Origin of the sequence: Solihabitans fulvus (assembly GCF_008386585.1) — a bacterium.
GTDB classification, from domain to species: domain Bacteria; phylum Actinomycetota; class Actinomycetes; order Mycobacteriales; family Pseudonocardiaceae; genus Solihabitans; species Solihabitans fulvus.
The window spans coordinates 44,169-66,469 of the sequence record NZ_VUOB01000030.1 but is presented as its reverse complement, the minus strand read 5'-3'; the positions used below and the strand labels follow the sequence as shown (position 1 = coordinate 66,469).

Below are 22,301 nucleotides of genomic sequence, written 5' to 3'. Positions count from 1 at the left end.
TGCCGTGGAACCTGCGCGACGAACTCGTCGCGCAGCTGTCCTACGTCCGCGACTGGGGCGGCCGACTGGTCTTTCCCATCCCCCAACTTGAGGTGGTGTCGTGAAGGTCGTCCTGTTCTGCGGCGGATACGGCATGCGCATGCGCACCGGCGCCGACGACAACGTGCCAAAGCCGATGCACTCGGTGGGCCCGAGACCGCTGCTGTGGCACATGATGCGGTACTACGCGCACTTCGGACACACCGACTTCGTGCTGTGCCTCGGCTACGGCGCGGAGTACATCAAGGACTACTTCCTGCACTACGCCGAGACCGCGTCCAACGACTTCGTGCTGCGCGCCGGCCAGGTCGAGCTGCTGTCCACCGACATCAGCGACTGGACCATCACTTTCGTGGATACCGGGCTCGAGTCGCCCATCGGCGAGCGGCTGCGCCGCGTCCGGCACGCGCTCGACGGCGACGAGATGTTCCTGGCCAACTACGCCGACCTGCTGACCGACGCGCCGCTTGACCAGATCGTCGACCGGTTCGTGGCGAGCGGCGCGGCGGCGTCGATGCTGTTGGTGCCGCCGCAGCAGTCGTTCCACTGCGTCGAACTCGGCGAGGCCGGACTGGTCGCGGGCATCACTCCGGTCAGCGAGCTGCCGCTGTGGGAGAACGGCGGGTTCTTCGTGCTGCGCCAGGAGATCTTCGACCACCTGCCGGAGAACAGCGACCTGGTCGCGGACGGCCTCGGCGCGCTCGCGAAGGCCGGCCGGCTGCTCGCCTATCCGCACCGGGGCTACTGGCATCCCGCCGACACGGTAAAGGAGCGGGCCGCGCTGGAACGCGCGTACCACACTGGCGAACGGCCGTGGATGCTCTGGGACAGGAAGGTCACCGCCTGATGCTGCCGCTTCGTCCCGGCGATGTCCGCGAGATCGTGGTGGTCGGCGCGCACTGCGACGACATCGCGATCGGCGCGGGAGGCGCGCTCCTGTCGTTGTGCGGCGGGAGCGCGCCGCCGAAGGTCACCGCGCTGGTGCTCACCGGCGGCGGCACGCCGAGGGAGGCCGAGGAACACGCCGCCCTCCAGGCGTTCTGCCGGGGAGCCGAACTGAAACTGACCGTGCTGGACCTGCCGGACGGTCGGGTGCCGGCGCACTGGGAACGCGCCAAGCTCGCCGTGGAGGACCTGCGCCGCCAGGCAAACCCCGATCTCCTGCTGGCGCCTGCCAGACACGACGCGCACCAGGACCACCGCGCGCTGGCCAAGCTCGTGCCGACCGCCTTCCGGGACCATCTGGTGCTCGGTTACGAGATCGCGAAGTGGGACGGCGACCTTGCCCAGCCCACCGCGTTCGTGCCGCTTGATCCCGAGGTCGCCGAGGCGAAGTCCGCACTGCTGCTGGAACACTACCGATCGCAGCACGGTCGCTCCTGGTTCGACCGGGAGACGTTCCTCGGGCTGCTGCGGCTGCGCGGGGTGCAGTGTCAGGCCCGTTACGCCGAAGGCTTCTTCGTCGACAAGCTGGTGTTCGAACTCGGCGCTCCCGCCGGGAAGGGTGACACGACATGAGGGTGCTGACATGAGGGTGCTACTGACCGGGCATCTCGGCTACCTGGGCAGCGTGACCGCCCCGGCGCTCGCCGAGGCCGGGCACGACGTCATCGGGCTCGACTCCGGGCTGTTCGCCGACTGCCTGCTCGGCCCCCGGCCCGACGACCCGCCCGGCCAGGCGATCGACCTCCGCGACGCGCGTGCCGAACACCTCGCCGACGTGGCCGCCGTGGTGCACCTGGCCGCGCTGTCGAACGACCCGCTCGGCTCGCTCAACCCCGAGCTGACCCACCAGATCAACCACCACGCCTCGACGCACCTGGCCAAGCTGGCCCGCGACGCCGGTGTGCGGCGGTTCGTCTACGCCTCGACGTGTTCGGTCTACGGCAGCGCCGGTGACGGCCTGGTCGCCGAGGACGCGCCGCTGCGCCCGGTCACGCCGTACGCGGAGAGCAAGGTCCGGGTCGAGGACGACCTCGCCGCGTTGGCGGACAACGACTTCAGCCCGGTATACCTCCGCAACGCGACCGCGTTCGGCTACTCCCCCAGGCTGCGCGCCGACATCGTGCTGAACAACCTCGTCGGGCACGCAGTGCTCACCGGCCAGGTCAGGGTGCTGTCCGACGGCACGCCGTGGCGGCCACTCGTGCACGCGCAGGACATCGCGGCCGCCGTCGTCGCCGCACTGGCCGCGCCGAGGGAAGCGGTGCACAACAAGGCGTTCAACGTCGGCATGGAGCAGAACAACCAGACCGTCGCGCAGATCGCCGACACCGTCGCGGCCGCCGTGCCCGGCGCGGAACTGGTGATCACCGGCGAGGCCGGGCCGGACCCCCGCTCCTACCGGGTCGACTTCGGCGCGATCCGCGCCGCCCTGCCCGACTTCCGGCCGACCTGGACGATCGCGGCGGGCGCCGAGGAACTGGCCGCCGCGTACCGGGCGCACGGCCTCACCAAGCACGACTTCGACCGCAGGTTCACCCGCCTGGCGCGGCTGTCCGACCGGCGTGCGGCCGGCACGCTCGGCGAGGACCTGAGGCCGACGCCGTGATCACGCGGTCGCCGCGCCAGCAGCTCCGCCGGACTCCGCCGTCCGCACCGTCAGACCGTCAGCGTCGCCACCAGGTCCGCCCAGCTTCCGGCGGCTGCATCGCGCGTGCTGATCGTGCTCAACGGCAGCGGCCACTCGATGGCCAGCTCAGGATCGTCGTAGCGCACCGCGATGTCCTTGCTGGGGTCGTGCGGCCGGTCGATCCGGTAGCACACGTCAGCGACCTCGGTGAGGGCCTGGAAACCGTGCAGCACGCCCGGCGGGACGTACAGGTGGTGGAAGTCCACATCGTCCAGTCGGAACGACTCGTGCTGGCCGAACGTCGGCGAGCCGGGGCGGGCGTCCACGAGCACGTCGTGCACCGCGCCGTGCGCGCACCGCACCAGCTTCGCCTCGCCGTCGCCGGACCGGCCGTGCAGGCCGCGCAGCACGCCGAGCCGGGACCGCGACTGGGAGTCCTGCAGGAAGGCCGCGCCGTGCACGTCGTGCGCCGCGGCGACCTTGCTGTCGAAGGTGCGGGTGAACAACCCCCGATCGTCCCGGTGCACGGTGGGCAGGAACAACAACACACCGTCGAGCGAGGCGGTTTGAACGCGCATCCGCCCATCATGCCGCCTCCGACGCCGGGAGGCGACGCGTTGTGCTGACTCCGGTGTGTCGCGGGTGCCGGGCGCGCGCCGGCGAACTCGTGCTCGACCTCGGCGTCCAGCCTGCGTGCGACGACTTCCCGCCGGCCGGCGCGCGCGGTCCCGATCCGACGCATCCGCTGCGGATGTGGTTGTGCGCCAACTGTGGGCTCGCCCAGCTGGTCGAGGATTCGACCACGCCGGCAGAGCCGCGCGCGGTCGAACCGGCAGCCCTGGTGGCGCAGGCCGCCGACGCGGTCGCCAGGGTCGCGGCGGCCGGGCTGCTGCCCGAGGGCGCCTCGGCGGCGGAGTACGGCAGCCCGCACGGCGGTTCGTGGCTTTCGCTGCTGGCCGGGCGCGGCCTGCGGCCGGTCGACGGCGACGCGGCGGCCGACGTCGTGGTGGACTGCTTCGGCCTGATGCACGAGGCCGACCAAGCCGAGGCGCTGGCCGCGCGGGCCGCCCGGCTGCGGCCTGGCGGCGTACTGCTGTTGCAGTACCACTCCCTCGCCTCGATCGTCCGCCATGGACAGTGGAACGCGTTGCGGCACGGACATTTCGCCTACTACTCGACGCCGACCGTGGTAGACCTGCTGACCGCCGCCGGGCTGACCGCGCGCACCGCGTGGCGGTTCGACCTCTACGGCGGCACCGTGCTGGTGGCCGCCGCGAGGGAGGGCGCGCCGGACGACTGGTTGCGCGCTCTCGTCGCCGAGGAGAACGCGGCCGGGGTGCGCGATCCCGTGGTGGTGCGCGGACTCCAGCACACGGCGGAACGCAGCGCGGCAGCGCTGCGGGACTGGCTGGTGCGCGCCGCGGCCGAGGGCCGGACGGTGCTCGGCTACGGCGCGGCGTCGCGGGCCGTTGCGTTGCTGTGCCGCGCCGGAGTCGGGCCGGACCTGCTGCCGTCGATCGCCGACGCGTCACCGGCCAAGCAGGGCAGGCGGATGCCGGGCAGCGGGATCCCGGTGATCAGTCCGGCGGACCTGCTCGCCGAGGATCCCGACGAGGTGCTGCTGTTCCTGCCGGACCTGCTGGACGAGGTGCGCGCCGCGCTGCCCTCGTTGACCGCGCGCTGGGTGGTCGGAGAGCCGGAGCCGCGCGTGGTGTGAGCCATCACGACGCGGAACGCCTGCTGCCCCAACGGATCTCGCGACCGCGTCAGCGCCGCACCAACACGAGCAGCCGGGTCAGCGCGTGCTGCCCCAACGCACCTCGCGACCCCGCCACCGCCGCACCAACACGAGCAGCCGGGTCAGCGTCGTGACACCGGTGAACACCACCGCGTCGATCGGCCGCACCCGCCCCGACCGAACCAGCGCCGACAACGCCAGGAGGCCCGCACCGCCTGCCAGCACCCGGGATTCCGCGGCGGACTCGGCCGGCAGCAACGCGTCAAGTTGCTGGTTGCCAGCCTGCACCCGCAGCCGACGACGCAGCAGGGCCGGCAGCGTGCCGGCCGGCACCAGCACGACAACGGCCGCCGGCACGACGACACAACCGGTCGAACCGACCGCGCGGGCGACGTACCCGTCGTCGGCGATGAGGTTGTCCGGCAACGGAAACACCCGCTCGTGCGCCCGCCGCCCTAGCACGTAGACGCCGCGCCCGGCCGGGTCGTCGCGCACCGTCGGCAGGGCGCGCTGCGCGCCGTAGTAGCGACGCACCAGCCAAGACGCGTCCGTCAGGTCGAGGCGCACGACCGGCACCGCCACCAGCGTGTCCTCGGCGGACGCGGCCGCGGCCAGCGCGTCGAGTGCCGCGCCGTCCAAGACGATGTCGGCGTCCAGGTACGCGCGGGGAAAGCCCGCGCACTCCGCGTCGCCGAGGTTGAGCGCGGCGGCCTTGCCCGGGGTCGGCGACCGCCGCACCGTCGGTCGGCTCCGATGCGCCAGCGCCACTCCCTCGGTGCGGTCGACGCATCCGTTGGGCACCACCACCACGCGCGACACCGAGCCGGCCGACGCGAGGCCGTCGAGGCAACCGCCGAGCGTCGATTCCTCGTTGTGCGCTGGAACCACGACCTCCACCGGTCACACCGTAGACCGGCGGTGCCACGCCGGGAACAGGGGTCGTCCACAGCGGATACCTGTGCCCGAACGGCCATCCCGGTAGTGTCCCGTGACGTAACGCGACAGGCCCTCGATCGATAGTCAGCGGTGGAGGCATCTCGCACGTGCGACCCACGTGCCCGAGCGGTAGTGAGGAGAGTCGTGACGTGTTCGGTCGTCACCCTCACGACACACGGCATCGGTGCGACCAGCCGTCAACTCGCGCCAGGTGAGGACGCGACCTGGGTCAGCGTCGAACAGTTCGAGCAGGTGCTCGACGCGGCGGTCGGCCGCGAGGACGTCCGGCTCACGTTCGACGACGGCAACGCGTCCGACCTGGAGATCGCGTTGCCCCGCCTGCTTGAGCGCGGCCTGACCGCGGAGTTCTTCGTGCTGGCCGGGCTGCTCGGCGAGCCGGGCAGGCTGGACGCGCACGGCGTCAAAGAGCTGGTGCGAGCCGGTATGTCCGTCGGCTCGCACGGCTGGGCGCACCGGGACTGGCGCAGACTGGACGCGAAGCAGGTCAACGACGAGCTGGTCGAGGCCCCCAGGGTGCTCGCCGAGCTGACCGGGCAACGGGTTTCCACCGTTGCCATTCCGTTCGGCTCCTACGACAGGATCGTCCTTGCCAGGCTGCGGCGCGTCGCGATGACCCGGGTGTACACCAGCGACGGCGGCCGATCCCGGCCCGATATCTGGCTCCAGCCACGCAACAGCCTCCGCTTCGACGTGGATTCGCAGTGGACCAAGACCGTGCTCGATGAACGGCCTCCGTTGCCCCTGCGGTTACGCCGTCTGACCGCGCGCTTGGTCAAGCGGGTGCGCGGCTGAGTCGTTCGGCTGATTCCACTGCCAGAACAGGGAATTTCCCGTAACGGCCCCCCACGATCGGGCGATGTCGAAGGCATGACGATCGCCCTTCCCCGCATCGCAGTCGTGGTCGTCACGTACAACAGCGAGGGCGTCGTCGAGGAATGCTTGCGGTCCCTTTGCGATGGCGCGCGCGGCGTGCGGTTGACCGACGTCGTGGTCGCCGACAACGCGTCGGCGGACGGCACGCTGCGCATCGTCGAGAACGCGGACCTACCGATCCGGATCGTCCAGCTCGGCCGGAACGCCGGATATGCGGCAGCCGTGAACGCGGGCATGGATGCGTTGCTGGACAGCGACTTCGACGCGGTGCTCGTGCTCAATCCTGACTGCCGGCTGCGGCCGGGCGTGTTGTCGACGCTCGCCGAGGCGCTGCGCGTGCCCGGCAGGGGAATCGCGGTGCCTCGATTAGTCAACCCCGACGGCAGCACCCAGCCGTCGCTGCGGCGACCGCCCACGGTGACACGCGCCCTCGTCGAGTCGATCATCGGGGGCAGCAGGGCGGGGCGGATCGGCCGGCTCGGCGAGCTGATCACCGACCCGAAGCGCTACGAGCGGGCGGGCCCAGCCGCGTGGGCGACCGGCGCGGCGATGCTGGTGTCGCTGCGCACGTGGCGGCACATCGGCCGGTGGGACGAGACGTTCCTGCTCTACGGCGAGGAGACCGAGTACGCGCTGCGGGCCTGGGACCACGGTTGGACGCTGTGGTACGAGCCGTCGGCCGTGGTGGAGCACATCGGCGGCGAGTCCAGCACCAACACCATGCTGTGGGCGCTGCTCACCGTGAACCGGGTTCGGTTGTACCGCAGGAGAAACGGCGCGCTGCCCACGGCCGCCTACTACCTCGCCGTCGTCATCGGCGAGGGGTTGCGGGCGCTGGCCGGCCGGCACACCGCCCGCGCCGCCGTCACCGCCCTGGTGCTGCCGTCACGGCGGCTGCGCGAACTCCCCGACTGAAGGGCGATGACCGGCTTGCGAACGACGACCTTCGACGCTCTCACCTCGCGCGAGCTCGACAGCTGGCACGCGTTGCGCGCCGCGAACCCCGCCCTGGACAGCCCCTACTTCCATCCCGGTTTCGCCGCAGCCGTGCACGGGACCGGCCGCCGGGTGCTGGTCGCCGTCGACGAGGAGTTCGGCGAGATCCGCTCGCTGACGGCGGTGCACCGGGACGGCGCGGTGGCTCGCCCGGTCGGCTGGCCCGCGGCCGACTTCCAGGCGCCGATCCGCGCGCCCGGCACGGTGTTCGCGCCGCTGACGTTGCTCTCCTCGGTGGGGGCGCGCGAGTTCGCGTTCGACCATCTGGTCGAAGACCCCGACTTCGAGCCGTGGGTGGACACGCGGCGCCCCTCCCCCTTCCTCGACGTGACCGGCGGTCTCACCGGGTACCTCGGCAGGGCGTCGCGCAGCGGCAAGGACAACATGGGACAGGCGCGCAGGCGCGCCGCGCGGGCGGAACGCGAGCTGGGGCCGCTTCGGTTCGAGGTGGACAACCGCGACCCCGCGCTGCTGGACAGCGTGATCGACCTGAAGCGGGCGCAGTACCGGAGCACCGGGGCGCGAGACTACTTCGGCACGGCGGGCCGGGCGGAGCTGCTGCACGGGCTGCACGGCGTCCGGGGTTCCGCGTTCGGCGGCATCCTGTCCACGCTGCACGCGGGACCCAGGTTGCTCGCCGCCCACTTCGGCCTGCGCGCCGACGGGGTGCTGCACTGGTGGTTCCCGGTGTACGAGCCCGAGTTCGGCCGGTTGTCCCCCGGTTGGCTGCTGCTGCGCGAACTGGTCACCGCCGCCCCTGCCCTCGGCATCGCCCGGATCGACCTCGGGCGCGGCGAGGACGAGTACAAGCGCCGCGCGATGACCGGCCACAGCACGGTGTCTCAGGGCGCGGTCAGCTCCGACGCGATCAGCCGCGCACTGCGGCGGGCCAGAAACTCCGCCGTCGCCGCGGCGAAGTCGTCGCCGCTTGGCCCGCCGCTTCGCGCGCTCGCGCACCGGGTGCGGGCGGTTCGCCGTGGCTGAGCCGACTGTGTCTGAACCAACGGGGGCAGAGCCGACCGGGGCAGAACCGACTGGGGCAGAAACAACCGGGGCAGCACGCACGCGCCACAACGTCAGCAATCGAGAGGGGCTTCACGTGACGGAGCGCAAGACCGGCAGCAGTCCCAGGGCGGGCGATCGGGTTATGGTCCGGGGCAAGGACCAGATCCTCGCCACGCTCGACAAGAACGGCCGGCTCGGCGGACTGCCGTTCATGCCCGAGATGCTCGCGTTCGCCGGGCAGGAGATGCGCGTGTTCAAGCGCGCCGACAAGACCTGCGACACCATCGAGCAGACCGGCACCCGCCGACGCCTGGAGAAGACCGTGCACCTGGTTGGCGCGCGGTGCGACGGCAGCGCGCACGGCGGCTGCCAGGCCGGCTGCCTGCTGTTCTTCCGCGAGGAGTGGCTGGCCAAGGAGGACGGCACGCCGCTCGCCGAGGTCGCCGAGGTCGACTCGCCGCCGACGGAGGCCGATCTGGACATCGACACCCAGCAGGACCCCGGCGCGGACGGCGAGCCCCGCTACCGTTGCCAGACAACGGAACTGCTCAACTTCACCTCCGGCGGCCTGTCTCCGTACGACTGGAGCCAGTACGTCACGGACGTGCGGACCGGCAACGAGCGGCTGGGCACCGTGCTGCGGGGGCTGCTGATCCTGTTCTTCAACATCGTGCAGCGGCGCACCAGGCGGCTGCCGTTCTGGCTCCGGATCCACGACGGCGACGAGTACCCGTTCCTGCGCGGCACGGGGCCGAGCAAGGCGCCGGAACCGCTGAACCTCCAGCCGGGCGAGCTGGTCGAGATCAAGAGCAAGGCCGAGATCCTGCCGACGCTCAAACCCAACAACACCAACCGCGGCATGGTATTCGACGCGGAGATGCTGCCCTACTGCGGAAAACAGGCCAGGGTACAGCGCCGGTTGGACCGCATCATCGACGAGCCGACGGGCCGGATGATCACCCTGCGGGACTGCCTCATCCTCGAGGACGTCTACTGTAGGGCGCTCTACCACCGCTTCTGCCCGAGGTCGATCTACCCCTACTGGCGGGAGGCGTGGCTGCGCCGCGTCGACCAGCCATGACCGCCACGACGCCGCCCCGGGCGCCCTCGGACAACGCGTTCGACCTGCTGCGACTGGTCGGCGCGTTGTTGGTGATCGCGGAGCACAGTTGGGTGCTCGCCGGCCACGACACCCCGCTTGGCAGGGCCAGCGGCAGCGGGTTCGGCAGCATCGGCGTCGGCATCTTCTTTCTCACCAGCGGCTACCTGATCAGCGCGAGCTGGCTGGCCGACCCCTCGGTCAGGCGCTACGCCGCGCGGCGGGCGTTGCGCATCTACCCCGCCTACCTGGTCGTGGTCGCCGGCACCGCCCTCGTGCTCGGTCCGCTGCTGACGACGCTGTCCGCCCGTGCCTACTTCACCAATTCAGGCACCTGGTCCTATCTGGCGCGAAACCTGCTCGTGTACCCGGTTTCCTATGCGTTGCCCGGTGTGTTCGAGCACGCGCCGCAGCCTGGTGTCGTCAATGGCTCGCTGTGGACGATCCGGGTCGAGGTGCTCTGCTACCTCGGGGTGGCCGCGCTGGGGTTGTTCCGGTTGCTGCGCAGGCGATCCGTGCTGGTGACGCTCGCGGCGGCCGGTCTCGCGGTGGCGACGGTCGTGCACGTGACGGGCTACGGCGGGCTGCTGTACCCGTTGCCGGTCGCGGCGGACGCGGCGGAACCGTTGGCGTTCTTCGCGATCGGCGCGGCGGCGCGGTGGTTCGGGCCACGGGTCGCGCCCCCGTGGTGGCTGGCGGCGCTGTCGGTCCTCGCGTGGCTGGTCGCGTGGGGCACGCCGGTCGCGAACCTGTTGTCGATCGTGGCGGTCAGCTGCGTGACGTTCACCGTGGCGTTCCGCTCGCCCACCGTGCTGCACCATCCGTTGCGCGGCTGGGACCTGTCCTACGGCACCTACCTGCTCGCCTTCCCTGTGCAGCAGGTGCTCGTCCAGCTCGGCGTGCGCGCGCCGGCGCTGCTGTTGCTCGCCACGACCGCGGTCGCGCTGCCGCTCGCCGCCGTGAGCTGGCGGCTGCTGGAACGTCCTGCGCTGCGACTCAAACCGCGCCGGCCGACCGTCGATCCCGCACGGTCGCTCGGACAAACCGGAACAGGCGGACGCTGATCGTCAGTCGTCCGCACGGCATCGAGGAGATCACCTTGCACGACGTGCAGCAGTTCGCCTTTCGGCGGGAGGACCTGTTCCAACGGGCCGACAGTCTCCGTGCGCAGTATCTGGCGGCCGAGCCGTTCCCCCATGTGGTGATCGACGACTTCCTGCCGGCCGAGGTGCTCGAACCGATCCTCGAGGAGTTCCCCGAGCCACAGGGCGGACACTGGCAGCAGTTCGACAGCGCGCGGGAGGTGAAGCTCGCGCTGGCCGACACCGAGCTGATGGGGCCGGCGACCAGGCAGCTGCTCGCGGAGTTCAACGGCCAGGTGTTCGTGGACTTCGTCGAGCGGCTCACCGGGATCGACGGGCTCATCCCGGATCCGCACTTCGACGGCGGCGGCCTGCACCAGACCCGCGCCGGCGGCTACCTGAAGATGCACGCCGACTTCAACAAGACGAAGCGGCTGAACCTGGACCGCAGGCTCAACGGCATCCTGTACCTGAACAAGGACTGGCAGGACAGCTGGGGCGGCCAGCTCGAACTGTGGGACCGCGAGATGACGCACTGCGTGCGCCGCGTGGCGCCCGTCTTCAACCGGTTCCTGTTGTTCTGCACGACCGACGACGCGAACCACGGGCTGCCGGACCCGTTGGCGTGCCCGCCAGAACGGGCGCGGCGCTCGATGGCCCTGTACTACTACACGAACGGGCGCCCCGACCAGGAGGCGACCGACGACCACACCACGCTGTTCCGGCAGCGGCCCGGCGAGCAGTGGCGGGGCAGCCTGCGCCAGAGTCTCAAGCGCTGGGTGCCGCCGGCCGTCGCCGACCTCGCGGCGCGGCGCAGGAAGCGGTAGGCGGTGGTGCGGTGCTCGGACACCGCACCGGGTGGGGCGGGTCCCGCCCCACCGTGCCGTTCCCCCGGATGGCCGCTGGTGTAACGCCTCGATGCTCCGCACGATGCGTAGGTATGCGCACGTTCGTGCGGCGACGCGGCTGAGTTTCCCCGCAGCGGCGCGGTTCTCCCACACAGAGAGGTCCGAGGGACGGCGATGGACTTCTGGAAGACGCTGCTCGTCCTCGTGCGCAGGTGGTACGTGGCGGTGCCGGTGTTCGTCGTGGCGCTCGGCGCTGCCGGTTTCGTCTTCGCGACGACCCCCGCCTACTACGACTCGACCGGGCTGCTGCTGCTGACCACGCCGCCGGGCGGTTCGGTCGTCGAGTCCGATCCGCTACAGAAGCGGACGTTGAACCCGTTGCTGGGCTTCGACGACGGCCTGAAGATCAGCGCGACGATGTTGATCCAGAACCTGAACAGTCCCGCGGTCATGCAGGAACTGACCACCGCGGGCTCCGGCGACAGCTACTCGGTGAGCAACGGGCAGGTGGACGGACCGTTCATCGCGGTCAAGGCGGACAGCAAGTCGCCGGACAACGCGCGGAAGATGGTCGAGAAGGTGCTGGCCCGCGCGCGCCAGGAACTCGACACCAGGCAGACGACGTTGCAGGCGCCGAAACAGACGTTCATCACGGTCAGCGAGGTGATCACGCCGACGCAGCCCGTCAAGCAGGTCTCGGGGAAGATGCGCGGCGCCGGCGCCGCGCTGGTGCTCGGCATCGCGGCCTGCCTGACCGTCGCCTACGGCCTGGAGAGCTACTCGGTGCGGCGCCGTCGCCGCACCGAGGGCGGCGACGACGCGGAGACCGGCGCCGGGGCTGAGGACAGCGCGACGGCGGATCCCCTTGCGCTGCTGGAGTTGGAGGAACCGGGCGGCTCCTTGGCGCGGCAGCGGAACTCGTCGAGCCTGCACCGCGCGTCGAGCTGACCTGTGGTGGACATCGCGGTCGCGCCGGCTCGGCACCGGGACAGGGTCCGCCGCACAAAGGTTCGCCGCAGGGTCGACGGCGGGACGTTGGCCTGCGCCTACGCGCTGATCCTGATGATCCTGCCGGCGAAGCTGGTGCTCAAGGGCGTGCCGCTGGACCTCTCGCCGACCATGCTGTTCGGGCTCGCGCTCGGCGTGCTGTGGTTCTGCGCGCAGCTGGTGACGACGCTCGGCGTCGCCAAGGGACGCAGTCTCGCCCGCTCGGCGATGTTCCTCTACGCGGCGACGCAGCTGGCGACCTACGGCTCGGCGACCACGGCCGGGCTGCCCGGCGACGAGCTGAAGGCGACCGACCGCACGCTCATCACGTTGTTCGCCGCGATCGCGGTCGGCCTGGTCGCCTGTGACGGCGTGCGAGGATTCGCCAGGGTGGACCGGTTGTTCCGGCTCATGGTGGTCGGCGCGGCGTTCATGGCGACGGTCGGCGCGCTCCAGTTCCTGGCCAGTTTCGACCTGACCGTATACCTGACGCTGCCCGGCCTGCGGTCGGTGTCCGATCACGGCGCGGTGCTGGACCGGTCGATCTTCAAGCGCCCGGCCGGAACCGCGGGCCATCCGATCGAGTACGGCGTGGTGTGCGCGTTCGCGCTGCCGCTCGCCATGCACTACGGCTTCCGCGCCAGGCGCCTGCGCGAGCGGCAGCTCTGGTGGTGGCTGGCGGTGGTGGTGTTGGCCTCCGGCCTGATGTTCTCCCTGTCCCGCTCAGCGATCCTCGGCATCGCCGTCGCCGGCATGGTGTTGTTCCCGTTCTGGTCCTGGCAGCGCCGGCGCCGCATGGTGTTGATCGCCGTCGCCTTCCTCGGTGCAATGCGGCTGGCGATCCCCGGGCTGGTCGGCACGCTCTACAGCCTGTTCGCCAACCTCAACAACGACGTGAGCATCCAGCACCGCACCAAGGACTACGCGCCAGCCGCGATCGAGATCTCCCGACATCTGTGGCTTGGCCGGGGTGTCGGCACGTTCCTGCCGGAGAAGTACGACTGGGTGGACAACCAGTACCTGATGACGCTGATCGAGAACGGCGTGCTCGGCGTCGCGGCGTTCGCGTTGGTGCTGCTCAGCGGCGCATACGCGGTGCTGCGGGTGCGGGCGCTCACCGACGATCCGATCGTGCGCGACCTGTGCGTCAGCCTCCTGGCCAGCCTCGCGGTGATCATGGTGGCGTCGGCGACCTTCGACCTGCTGGCCTACTCGATGGTGACGGGCCTCGCGTTCCTGACCGTCGGCGCGTGTGGCGCGCTGCTGCGCGATGCGCGCAGCGGAGTGATCGCCTTCGAACCGGCGAAACACCTCGCGCCCCCGTCGAGGGACGCTCCGGCAGCAAGTCCTGCTCCGGCACCAAGTTCCCAGGCCTTGCCAAGTTCCTAGGCCTGCCCGACGTTCGCCTCGACCTGCGTGGCCGCGCCGCCGCCGAAACCGCCGGCGACCGTGGCCCGCATCCGCCAGTAGCCCGCGGCAAGGGCCGCAGCGGTTATCGGCGCGCCGATGGCGAGGGTGAGCAGCCGGCTGGACGACGCTGCGTGCAACGCGAGCAGCACGACGCCGAGCAGCACGGCGATCACCGCGGGGGTGACCATGGCGCGCAGCACGCGTCCCACCCGGACACCCGCCCTGCGCGCGCACCACAGGTTCATCGGGATGGCCCAGGCGAACCCGACCGCCGCCTGCGCCCAGCCAATCCCCTCGAAACCCCACAGCCGCGCGCCGACCACACTGGCTGGCACCAACACCACGAGCCACGCGAGCTGCGGCAGCAGCGAGATCAGCATGGAGTTGGCCGCCACGAGCAGGTTGAAGACCAGTTCGGCGATGATCCTGGCGACGTTGGCCAACGCGAGCCCGGCGAGCATCGACGCGGCCGGCAGCCAGGTCTTTCCGTACACCGTGCCGAGGATCGGCGTCGCCAGCACCGCGAGCGACGTGCCGGCGATCAGCACGGTTCCCGCAACGAGCCCGAACATCGCCGCCGCTGTCTCGCTGAGGTCGCCGCCGCTGTCCCTGGTGCGGGAGAACGTCGCGAGGGCGACCCGTTCAAGCGTGGTCGAGACGATCTGGATCGGCCAGTTCGCCACGTTGTTGGCGATGAAGAAGTAGCCGATCGCGGTCGCGCCGAGCAGGCGTCCGGTGACCGCCTGCGGGGCGCTCTGGAGGGCGATCAGCAACACGGACGAGCCGGCCATCGCCGCACCGACGCTGGCCACCTCGCGGCCGAAGGCCCGGTCGAACCCGAACCGGGGCCAGCACTTCGTGAAGGCCATCAGCAGCACGGCCACCAGCGTGCCGGCGGTGATGTGCCCGATGGCCAGCGACCACGGGCCCGCGCCGGACAGGGCCAGCGACGTCGTCAGCGCGACGTTCACGACCAGGCCGATGGAGTCCGCGATCAGCCGTTTGCCTTGCTGTAGCTCTCGCTTGAGCAGCGAGGCAGGCACGGAGGCGAAGCCGTTGATGAGAATGTTCAGCGACATCAACTGGATGACGCCGGCCGACTGCGGGCTGCCCAGCGCCGAGGCGAACGCGCCGGAGCCGAGCGCGGCGACGACGGCGCACACCGCTCCGCCGCCGACGGACATCGTCCACGCGGTCGGCAGCATCCGCTCGACCGCGCCGACCCGGCGGATCAGGGACGCGCCGACGCCGAGGTCGTTGAGCACCAACAGGAACATCTGCACGACCAGCGCCGTCGCGTAGGCGCCGAACTGGTCCGGGGTGAGCAGCCTGGCGAGCAACACGCCGAGGGCGAAGGTCACCAGCCGCGAGATCATGGTGTTCAGCAGGCTGAGCCACAGGCCGCGACGGAACCTGCCGGCGAGTTCACCCGACGCCTCGGCCGTCATTTAGGGCTCCTAACACGATGGCGTTCGACTGGGAGTGGCGTCCAGGTGGTGCCTCGCAAGGTGGAGGAGCCCCTCATGGCGGAGCCATGCGGGGCGACGACAACGCCGCGAGGCATCGGCTGGGCGTCACTCCGTCGGACAGTCATCGTGTTAGGGGCCCTTGGACTGGCCGATGCCTCGGGCGGACTCGATGCCGGCCCTGGCGACGTTGCGGGCCATCGGCACGGCGTTGCGGCGCAGCCACGGCGACAGGGCGCGGTAGGCCCGCAGCCGGTCCCTGCCGCGCAGCGGCGCGTTGCGAACGGCGCGGAGCAGCAGTCCGCCCTCCTCGACGTTGGGCAGCGTGATGCGCCTGCGCTGTCCCTCGGAGACGCGGAAGCTGCGCGAGTCGGTGACCTCGCTGTTGCGGCGGGTGTGGTTGCGGTGCCGCAGCAACGGCTCGTCGACGACGACGAAGTGGCCGTTGAGCGCCAGCTCCACGATCAGGATTCGGTCGCTGCCCTTGATCTGGGCGTGTAGGCCGGTGCGCAGCAGCGCCGAACGGCGAATGAGCCCGTACATCTGGAGGTTCTCGTCCGGGTCGGCGAGCTTGGCGCGCATCCGGACGGCGGGGTCGGCGTGATCGGTGCGGATCGTGTTGCGCCACAAGGAGAGCACGCGGCCGGTCTCGTCGATCTCCTCGGCGGCCGAGATGGCCACCGACGCGTCCGGGTGCGTCCGCAGCGCGTCGGAGAGCTTGGCGAGCCGGTCCGGCCGGTACTCGTCGTCCGACGCGGCCCAGGAGAAGAACTCGCCCCTGGTCTCGTGCACGACCTGGTTGTGGTTGGCGACCACGCCGATGTTGCGGTCGCGGCGCAGGTAGCGCACCCGCTGATCGGCGCGCGCGGCCTCCCGGCAGATCTCCTCGGTGCCGTCCGTGGAGCAGTTGTCCGCGATGACCAGCTCGAAGTCCGCATCGGACTGGCCGAGCAGGGAACGCAGCGACGCGGCCAGGTAGGGCTCGCCGTTGTAGACCGGCAGCCCGACGCCGACCGGCGGAGCCGCCCCGGCGATCAGCGACGGCGACTTGCTGGCAACGGGATCGGATGTCGCGCCGGCCATCGGCCCACCTTCCCAGGGATCATGACGGCCCGGTTGGACGGCCGGGTCAGCGCATCGACATTCGCCGGCCGACGCGTCGCCGCACACCGTCCTTCGCTCGCCCGGCCGAGGTCGTTACACCACAGGCCAAAAAGGAAACCGTCGGTACCGGCCGCGTTGTCCGTTGGGGCCACAGCGGATCCGGACCGTAACGGAGCTTTATGGCCATGCGACCTTCCACACTTCGCGAGTAGGTTGCGGACGATCGAACTGCCGACCGCGTCCCGGCGGTGTCGGGGCCGCCAGACGGTGCCCCCCGGAAGGAACTCATGTCCGCTGGACCCGTGATTTCCCGTCGAGCAAGAATAAGTGTTGCCGGAGCGATGTTCGGCGTCTGCGCGCTGCTCGCCTCCTGCCACGACGGCACGAGCGCCGCCCCGCCCTCGTCGTCGGCCGAACCCGCCACGACAACGGCGGAGCCGACGACCACCACGCCGCCCCCGGCCACGACGACCACCACGCCGTCCGCACCGGCGCCCCCACCGGTGAAGACGACGACCCCGGCCGCTCCCCCGCCCCCGCAGTCCGGCGGTCGGTCCTGCCCCGCCGCGCCCGCCTATCCGACCACCGAGTGCACCGGCGTGCCGCCTGGCACGAAACTGGCGGTGGTGGACGGCGATCTCAACGCCTCGACACCGGGCCAGGTGATCGACGCACGGCACGTCACCGGGAACCTCAACGTGCTCGCGGACAACGTGGTGATCCGCAACAGCCAGATCGACGGCTTCGTCACCAACACCCAGGGGCAGCACCCGTACACCATCACGGACTCCACGGTGGGCGCCGACTCCGGCTGCAACCTGGAAACCGGTGTCGGCGAGGCCAGGTTCACCGCGACCCGCGTCTACATCCACGGTCACGGCGACGGGTACGGTGTGGCCGGCGACCACGTGCTGATCCAGGACTCCTTCGTGCACCTGTGCGGCACACCGGAGGCGCACTCCGACGGGGTGCAGGGCTACCAGGGCGGCGTCGATGTCGTGATTCGGCACAACACGCTCGACCAGCGCGATGTGCCCATGTCCGGGCAGACCGCGCCGGTGTTCATCTCCGACGGGTCCAAGGACGCGGTGGTCCAGGACAACCTGCTGCTCGGCGGCAGCGAGACGATCCGGGTCAACAACGGCGGCGGGCACTACGTCGTGCAGGGCAACCGGGTCGTCGACGGCAGCTGGATCTACGGTCCCGTCGCCAGTGCCTGCGGCGCGATCGGCGTGTGGTCGGACAACCGGCTCGTGACGATCGACCGCAACTACCGGGTCACCTCGCTCGGCGCCACACTGCCCTGCTCGGGCTGAGAGCCGATCCCAGCCCTGCTCGGGCTGAGAGCCGATCCCAGCCCTGCTCAGGCTGACCTGGACCCGGCGATTCGCCCGCATCGTCCTGATCATGCGGCTGGACCGCTTTCGGTGCCCGCCGAACGCCAATACTGTTGATTTTCAAGGCTTTCCACCGTCCCGACGGAGCCAGTCCGCTGGCTAGCCTCGGCCTGCGAACTGCCGGGGGGCAGTACCGAAGGACGGGAAGGCTCATGGCAACACAATTATCCTGGCGCAGTAGAACACTGCCCGCGGTCGCCGTCGCGGCGCTTGTGACCGCCGCGCTCGGCACGAATCCGGCCGCCGCCGCGCCATCGGCAGCGCCGCACGGCCCGGCCGGCATCGTCAACCACCTCACCAAGCACCACGTGCGCGCGCTGGACACCACCAACGGCAACAGCCACGACTCCGGCGACGAGACGCCGGACCTGATGGACGCCGCCGCGCAGTACACCGAGATCCGCAACGCGCCGGGCGTCGAGGCCGTGCCGCAGGCGTACTACAGCGGCCAGCAGCAGGGCCAGCGGCTGCCGAACATCCCCGGCCCGTGGAAGGAACTCACCAACCAGCCGTACAACAGCGACGCCCTGGACTACCGCGATCCCAACTGGTCCAACTCGACCGGCGGTTCTGGCTACGTCGCGGGCCGGGTGAGCGCGCTCGCCAGCGACGGTGCGCGCACGGTGTACGTCGGCGCGGCGGACGGCGGCGTGTGGCGTTCCGACAACGGCGGCAACGACTGGCAGCCGTTGTGGGACAGCATGCCCAGCCTCGCGATCGGCGCGATCGCCGTCGACCCTGCCGACCACAGCGTGTGGGTCGGCACCGGCGAGTCCGACTTCAGCGCGGACAGCCTGGCCGGCAACGCCATCTACCACTCCACCGACCGGGGCCGCACCTGGCAGCAGGTCGGCCAATCCTACTTCGGCCTACGTAGCGCCAGGATCGCGTTGGACGGCGCGGGCCACGTGTACGCGGCGACCAACCAGGGCCTGCTGCGGCACGACCTCGGCGACCTCACGACCCCGTGGACCACGGTGCTCGCGCCGGCAGCGGGAGCGGCAGCCTCGTTCGCGACGGACGTGCGGGTGCTGCCGGGCAGCAACGGCGGCACGGTGGCGACCGTCATCGTCAACGGCGGTCTGCGCGCCGGCAGCCAGAACGGCTTCTACCTGTCCACCACGGGCGGCGGGGCCGGCACCTACCAGCAGGTGACGGCGACCGGCGACCTCGCCAACGGGGACATCGGTCGGACCACGTTCACCTGGAACGCCAACGCTTCCGCGCTGTTCGCGGTCGTGCAGAGCTCGGCAAACAGCGGCACGCTGAGCGGTGTGTACCGCGCGGACTCCGGCGTCCCGTCCGGCCCGTGGACGAGGATCGCGAGCACGCCGTCACTGGTGGCGGCCGGCGCGCAGGGCTGCGGCGGATGCCAGGGCTGGTACGACCAGTACGTGACGGCCGACCCGGTCGACCCGAACCACGTGTACCTCGGCCTCGAGGACGTCTACGAGACCTCGGACAGGGGCGCCAGCTGGCAGGTCATCGGCCCGTACTGGAACTTCAGCCTGCCGTGCTGGAACGCCGACCCGGCCAAGATCACCTGCCCTGGCACCACGCACGCCGACCAGCACGCCGTGACCGTCACCAGCGACGGCACCGCGTACTTCGGCAACGACGGCGGCGTCTACTCGCGGCCGACCTCGCTGCGCGGGGTCGTCAAGTGGGACAACCACAACAAGGGCCTGCACACGCTCCAGTACTACTCGGTCGGCATCGGCAAGGTCGCCGGCGGCGACGCGGTGTGGGGCGGGCTCCAGGACAACGGAGTCTCGCTGCTGCTGCCTGGCGCGAAGGAACAGGTCTCGCCGTTCGGCGGCGACGGCGGCCAGGTGATCGTCGACCCGCGCAACGGCAACAGGGCGGTCAACGAGTACGTGCACCTGGCCATGGCGCGCACCGAGAACGGCGGCAAGTCCGACAACGCCACGCCGTCCTACACCACGGACACGCCGTCGTGCGACGACCCGGTACCGGGCACCGTGGCCAACCCGTGCGATCCCAGCACCCTGTTCATCGCGCCGTACTCGGCCGACATCAACAACACCGACCACTGGGTGGCCGGCGGCCGGTACGTGTGGGACAACCAGGGCAAGGGCTGGAACAGCACGTGCGGCCCGACCGCGTGTGACTGGAAAAACGTGCATGACACCGGCGCACAGGTGACCGCCGTGGTGGCGAAGGGCGACACGGTCTACGCCGCCTGGCGGCTCCGCGACCCGACCGGGGTCTACCACTCGGGCATCGACACGAACTTCGGCGGTTCCTGGCACCGACTGCCCGGCGCGAACCTGCCGTCGAGGTACATCACGTCGATCTCGCTCGACCCGTACCGGGACGGGCACCTGTTCGTCTCCTTCGGCGGCTACACCGACACGTGGGTGCCCGGCGCAGGCAGGGGACACGTGTTCGAGTCGGCTGACGGCGGCGCGTCGTGGTCGGACAGCACCGGCAACCTGCCGGACCTGCCGACGACGTCGGTGGTGCAGTGGCACGGGTTGCTCGTCGCGGCCACCGACGGCGGCGTGTTCCTCAGCTCCGCGTGGTTGCCGGGTCTCTGGTTCCGGCTCGGCAGCAAGCTACCGAGCGCGTCGGGGCAGCAACTGACGGTGTCTCCCGACGGCAGGTATCTCGCGCTCGCCACGCACGGTCGCGGAATCTGGACGTGGGGCCTGAAGGACTGATCCACCCGGATGGCGGGCCCGGGTCCCGGGCCCGCCATCATCACGTTTCAGCGAGACAAATCGGACGTCTCGTCGCGGATCAGACAGATCGGCAGTCGCGCCATATTCCATTGGCGCGGAGTTCACCCGTTGTACACCAAAGGGTTGTCCGCTTGCCCTCAAGCCGGCACAGTGTTGCCCCGGCGCTCCGCCCGTGGCGATCGCCCTACCAGTCGTTTTGATGTCCAGGAGGACAGCTGTGCGCACAGGCTCACACAGTGGCGGACGGGCGTGGCTGCGGCCGGCCCGTCGGGGGGCCGCTGCCCTTGCCGCAACCGGGTTGGTCGGCCTTATGGCCATCGGCACGGCGGGTCCCGCCGCCGCGGCCACCGCGACGCCGATCCAGCACCTGGTGGTGATCTTCCAGGAGAACGTCTCCTTCGACCACTACTTCGGCACCTACCCGAAGGCCGCCAACACCGACGGGCAGACCTTCAACGCCAAGGCGGACACGCCGAAGGTCAACGGCCTGACCCAGGACCTGTTGACGCACAACCCGAACTCCGTGCAGCCCCAGCGGCTCGGCCCGGACAAGGCGTTCACGTGCGACCAGGACCACGAGTACGGCGATGAGCAGAAGGCGTTCAACGGCGGCAAGATGGACCAGTTCGTCGAGCACACCGACGTCCCCACCTGCACCGGCGGGCTGTACGGCCGCAACGGCCTGGTGATGGACTACTACGACGGCAACACCACCACGGGCATGTGGAACTACGCCCAGCGGTTCGCCATGAGCGACAACAGCTTCGGCACGACCTTCGGGCCGTCCACCCCCGGCGCGATCAACCTGATCTCGGGCCAGACGCACGGCGCGGTCGCGCAGGACAAGACCGGCAAGCCGTCCGACCCGGCGGGCGTCGTGGTCTCCCCTGACGCCAAGGGCGTCGGCACCGTCATCGACGACCCGGACCCGGCCTTCGACGACTGCTCCAACCCCACCAAGGCCGGCAGCCTGCTGGCCATGCAGGGTAAGAACATCGGTGACCTGCTGTCGGAGAAGAAGGTCAGCTGGGGCTTCTTCCAGGGCGGCTTCAAGCCGACCAGCACCAAGGCCGACGGCACCGCGGTCTGCGGCAGCGCCCACAAGAACCTGTTGGGCGCCAACGTCAGCGACTACAGCCCGCACCACCAGCCGTTCGAGTACTACAAGTCGACGTCCAACCAGCACCACGTGGCGCCGTCCTCGGCCTCGGCCATCGGTCACGACGACCAGGCCAACCACCAGTACGACATCAGCGACTTCGACACCGCGCTCCAGAACGACAACCTGCCCGCGGTGAGCTACCTGAAGGCCGCCAAGTACCAGGACGGCCACGCCGGCTACTCGGACCCGCTGGACGAGCAGCAGTTCGTCGTCGACACGATCAACAAGCTCCAGAAGTCCAAGGACTGGGCCTCGACCGCGGTCGTCATCGAGTACGACGACTCCGACGGCTGGTACGACCACGTGCCCGGACCGATCAAGAACTCCTCGCACGACAAGAACGAGGACGCCCTCACCGCGCCGGGTGTCTGCGGCGACGGCAAGGAGGCCGGCGGCTACCTGGACCGGTGCGGCTACGGCCCGCGCCTGCCGCTGCTGGTGATCTCGCCCTACGCGAAGAGCAACTTCGTCGACCACACCGTCACCGACCAGACCTCGACGCTGCGCTTCATCGAGGACAACTGGAAGACCGGCGACATCGGCGACCACTCGTTCGACGAGCTCGCAGGCAAGTTGGACAACATGTTCGACTTCGAGCACCCGAACAACGCGACGCTGATCCTGGACAAGGTGACCGGCCAGCCCACGCCGACCACCCCGTCCTCCAGCGCGACCCCGTCGAGCGGCGCGACCCCGTCGACCACCGGGACGGCGACCGCCAGCGGCAACGGTGACCAGCTCGCCAACACCGGCGCCAACGTGCAGGTCGTCGCGCTCGTCGCCGGCGCGCTCGTCGTGCTCGGCGGCGGCGCGGTGTTCGTCGCCCGCCGCCGCGCGGCCTCGCGCGGCTAGTCGGTCAAC

The 22,301-nt window shown here is 70.5% G+C and carries 19 protein-coding genes; 15 read left to right on the top strand and 4 right to left on the bottom strand.

Annotated elements, in window-relative coordinates; translation table 11 throughout:
• Positions 1-100 precede the first annotated feature (100 nt).
• The 3 genes from F0L68_RS18350 to F0L68_RS18340 are packed head-to-tail and all read left to right on the top strand — an operon-like array spanning position 101 to position 2,590.
• Positions 101-886 carry a glycosyltransferase family protein gene (locus tag F0L68_RS18350; protein WP_149850819.1) on the top strand — a complete coding sequence of 262 codons (786 nt, stop codon included), beginning with the start codon at positions 101-103 and terminating at the stop codon, positions 884-886.
• The gene (locus tag F0L68_RS18345) at positions 886-1,557 is read left to right on the top strand and encodes a PIG-L deacetylase family protein (RefSeq protein ID WP_149850818.1); all 672 of its coding nucleotides are present in this window, start codon (positions 886-888) and stop codon (positions 1,555-1,557) included. The genes F0L68_RS18350 and F0L68_RS18345 overlap by 1 nt, the downstream gene beginning before the upstream one ends.
• A gap of 10 nt (positions 1,558-1,567) precedes the next feature.
• On the top strand, positions 1,568-2,590 hold the full coding sequence (locus F0L68_RS18340) for an NAD-dependent epimerase/dehydratase family protein (RefSeq protein WP_149850817.1): 1,023 nt from the start codon (positions 1,568-1,570) through the stop codon (positions 2,588-2,590).
• Between the two features lie 50 nt (positions 2,591-2,640).
• Here F0L68_RS18340 and F0L68_RS18335 read toward each other — a convergent pair whose 3' ends face one another.
• Positions 2,641-3,189 carry a dTDP-4-dehydrorhamnose 3,5-epimerase family protein gene (locus tag F0L68_RS18335; RefSeq protein WP_149850816.1) on the bottom strand — a complete coding sequence of 183 codons (549 nt, stop codon included), beginning with the start codon at positions 3,187-3,189 and terminating at the stop codon, positions 2,641-2,643.
• A 41-nt stretch (positions 3,190-3,230) separates the two neighbouring features.
• Here F0L68_RS18335 and F0L68_RS18330 point away from each other — a divergent pair, with 41 nt between their 5' ends.
• Positions 3,231-4,328, top strand: a complete 1,098-nt coding sequence (locus tag F0L68_RS18330; RefSeq protein WP_149850815.1) for a methyltransferase C-terminal domain-containing protein — start codon at positions 3,231-3,233, stop codon at positions 4,326-4,328.
• A gap of 78 nt (positions 4,329-4,406) precedes the next feature.
• Here F0L68_RS18330 and F0L68_RS18325 read toward each other — a convergent pair whose 3' ends face one another.
• Positions 4,407-5,246, bottom strand: a complete 840-nt coding sequence (locus F0L68_RS18325) for a glycosyltransferase family A protein (protein WP_149850814.1) — start codon at positions 5,244-5,246, stop codon at positions 4,407-4,409.
• Between the two features lie 183 nt (positions 5,247-5,429).
• On the opposite strand from F0L68_RS18325, the gene F0L68_RS18320 reads away from it, so the two are divergent.
• The 8 genes from F0L68_RS18320 (at position 5,430) to F0L68_RS18285 (ending at position 13,585) form a co-directional block, all read left to right on the top strand.
• Complete coding sequence (locus tag F0L68_RS18320; protein ID WP_149850813.1) at positions 5,430-6,098, top strand: polysaccharide deacetylase family protein; 669 nt, start codon at positions 5,430-5,432, stop codon at positions 6,096-6,098.
• Positions 6,099-6,173: 75 nt separating this feature from the next.
• Entirely contained in the window at positions 6,174-7,094 is a 921-nt protein-coding gene (locus F0L68_RS18315; protein ID WP_149850812.1) for a glycosyltransferase family 2 protein, read from the top strand.
• Positions 7,095-7,100: 6 nt separating this feature from the next.
• A complete protein-coding gene (locus F0L68_RS18310; protein ID WP_149850811.1) occupies positions 7,101-8,159 on the top strand; it encodes a GNAT family N-acetyltransferase in 1,059 nt (352 codons plus the stop codon).
• A gap of 115 nt (positions 8,160-8,274) precedes the next feature.
• Entirely contained in the window at positions 8,275-9,261 is a 987-nt protein-coding gene (locus tag F0L68_RS18305) for a hypothetical protein (protein WP_223198904.1), read from the top strand.
• Complete coding sequence (locus tag F0L68_RS18300; protein ID WP_149850810.1) at positions 9,258-10,343, top strand: acyltransferase family protein; 1,086 nt, start codon at positions 9,258-9,260, stop codon at positions 10,341-10,343. Before F0L68_RS18305 ends, F0L68_RS18300 begins: the two co-directional genes overlap by 4 nt.
• 44 nt (positions 10,344-10,387) lie before the next feature.
• Entirely contained in the window at positions 10,388-11,188 is an 801-nt protein-coding gene (locus tag F0L68_RS18295; protein ID WP_223198911.1) for a 2OG-Fe(II) oxygenase, read from the top strand.
• 195 nt (positions 11,189-11,383) lie between these two features.
• A complete protein-coding gene (locus F0L68_RS18290; RefSeq protein ID WP_149850808.1) occupies positions 11,384-12,157 on the top strand; it encodes a YveK family protein in 774 nt (257 codons plus the stop codon).
• Positions 12,158-12,163: 6 nt separating this feature from the next.
• On the top strand, positions 12,164-13,585 hold the full coding sequence (locus F0L68_RS18285; protein ID WP_223198903.1) for an O-antigen ligase family protein: 1,422 nt from the start codon (positions 12,164-12,166) through the stop codon (positions 13,583-13,585).
• Here F0L68_RS18285 and F0L68_RS18280 read toward each other — a convergent pair.
• Positions 13,582-15,054 (bottom strand): oligosaccharide flippase family protein, encoded by a 1,473-nt coding sequence (locus tag F0L68_RS18280; RefSeq protein WP_149850807.1) that lies wholly within the window; start codon positions 15,052-15,054, stop codon positions 13,582-13,584. The genes F0L68_RS18285 and F0L68_RS18280 overlap by 4 nt on opposite strands.
• A gap of 150 nt (positions 15,055-15,204) precedes the next feature.
• Entirely contained in the window at positions 15,205-16,155 is a 951-nt protein-coding gene (locus F0L68_RS18275; RefSeq protein WP_149850806.1) for a glycosyltransferase family 2 protein, read from the bottom strand.
• Positions 16,156-16,517: 362 nt separating this feature from the next.
• Between F0L68_RS18275 and F0L68_RS18270 the strand changes: the two genes are divergently transcribed.
• The 3 genes from F0L68_RS18270 (at position 16,518) to F0L68_RS18260 (ending at position 22,292) form a co-directional block, all read left to right on the top strand.
• Positions 16,518-17,492, top strand: coding sequence for a hypothetical protein (locus tag F0L68_RS18270; protein ID WP_149850805.1), 975 nt, complete (start codon positions 16,518-16,520; stop codon positions 17,490-17,492).
• A gap of 233 nt (positions 17,493-17,725) precedes the next feature.
• Entirely contained in the window at positions 17,726-20,257 is a 2,532-nt protein-coding gene (locus F0L68_RS42435) for a beta propeller repeat protein (RefSeq protein ID WP_188316652.1), read from the top strand.
• Between the two features lie 331 nt (positions 20,258-20,588).
• Positions 20,589-22,292 (top strand): alkaline phosphatase family protein, encoded by a 1,704-nt coding sequence (locus F0L68_RS18260; protein WP_223198902.1) that lies wholly within the window; start codon positions 20,589-20,591, stop codon positions 22,290-22,292.
• The last annotated feature ends 9 nt before the right edge of the window (positions 22,293-22,301 follow it).

Excerpts from the sequence above, each read along its gene's own strand:
- F0L68_RS18300 (WP_149850810.1), top strand. The coding sequence starts at position 9,258 with ATGACCGCCACGACGCCGCCCCGGGCGCCCTCGGACAACGCGTTCGAC.
- F0L68_RS18340 (WP_149850817.1), top strand. The coding sequence starts at position 1,568 with ATGAGGGTGCTACTGACCGGGCATCTCGGCTACCTGGGCAGCGTGACC.
- F0L68_RS18290 (WP_149850808.1), top strand. The coding sequence starts at position 11,384 with ATGGACTTCTGGAAGACGCTGCTCGTCCTCGTGCGCAGGTGGTACGTG.
- F0L68_RS18310 (WP_149850811.1), top strand. The coding sequence starts at position 7,101 with ATGACCGGCTTGCGAACGACGACCTTCGACGCTCTCACCTCGCGCGAG.
- F0L68_RS18260 (WP_223198902.1), top strand. The coding sequence starts at position 20,589 with ATGGCCATCGGCACGGCGGGTCCCGCCGCCGCGGCCACCGCGACGCCG.
- F0L68_RS18335 (WP_149850816.1), bottom strand. The coding sequence starts at position 3,189 with ATGCGCGTTCAAACCGCCTCGCTCGACGGTGTGTTGTTGTTCCTGCCC.
- F0L68_RS18315 (WP_149850812.1), top strand. The coding sequence starts at position 6,174 with ATGACGATCGCCCTTCCCCGCATCGCAGTCGTGGTCGTCACGTACAAC.
- F0L68_RS18280 (WP_149850807.1), bottom strand. The coding sequence starts at position 15,054 with ATGACGGCCGAGGCGTCGGGTGAACTCGCCGGCAGGTTCCGTCGCGGC.
- F0L68_RS18345 (WP_149850818.1), top strand. The coding sequence starts at position 886 with ATGCTGCCGCTTCGTCCCGGCGATGTCCGCGAGATCGTGGTGGTCGGC.
- F0L68_RS18275 (WP_149850806.1), bottom strand. The coding sequence starts at position 16,155 with ATGGCCGGCGCGACATCCGATCCCGTTGCCAGCAAGTCGCCGTCGCTG.
- F0L68_RS18270 (WP_149850805.1), top strand. The coding sequence starts at position 16,518 with ATGTTCGGCGTCTGCGCGCTGCTCGCCTCCTGCCACGACGGCACGAGC.
- F0L68_RS42435 (WP_188316652.1), top strand. The coding sequence starts at position 17,726 with ATGGCAACACAATTATCCTGGCGCAGTAGAACACTGCCCGCGGTCGCC.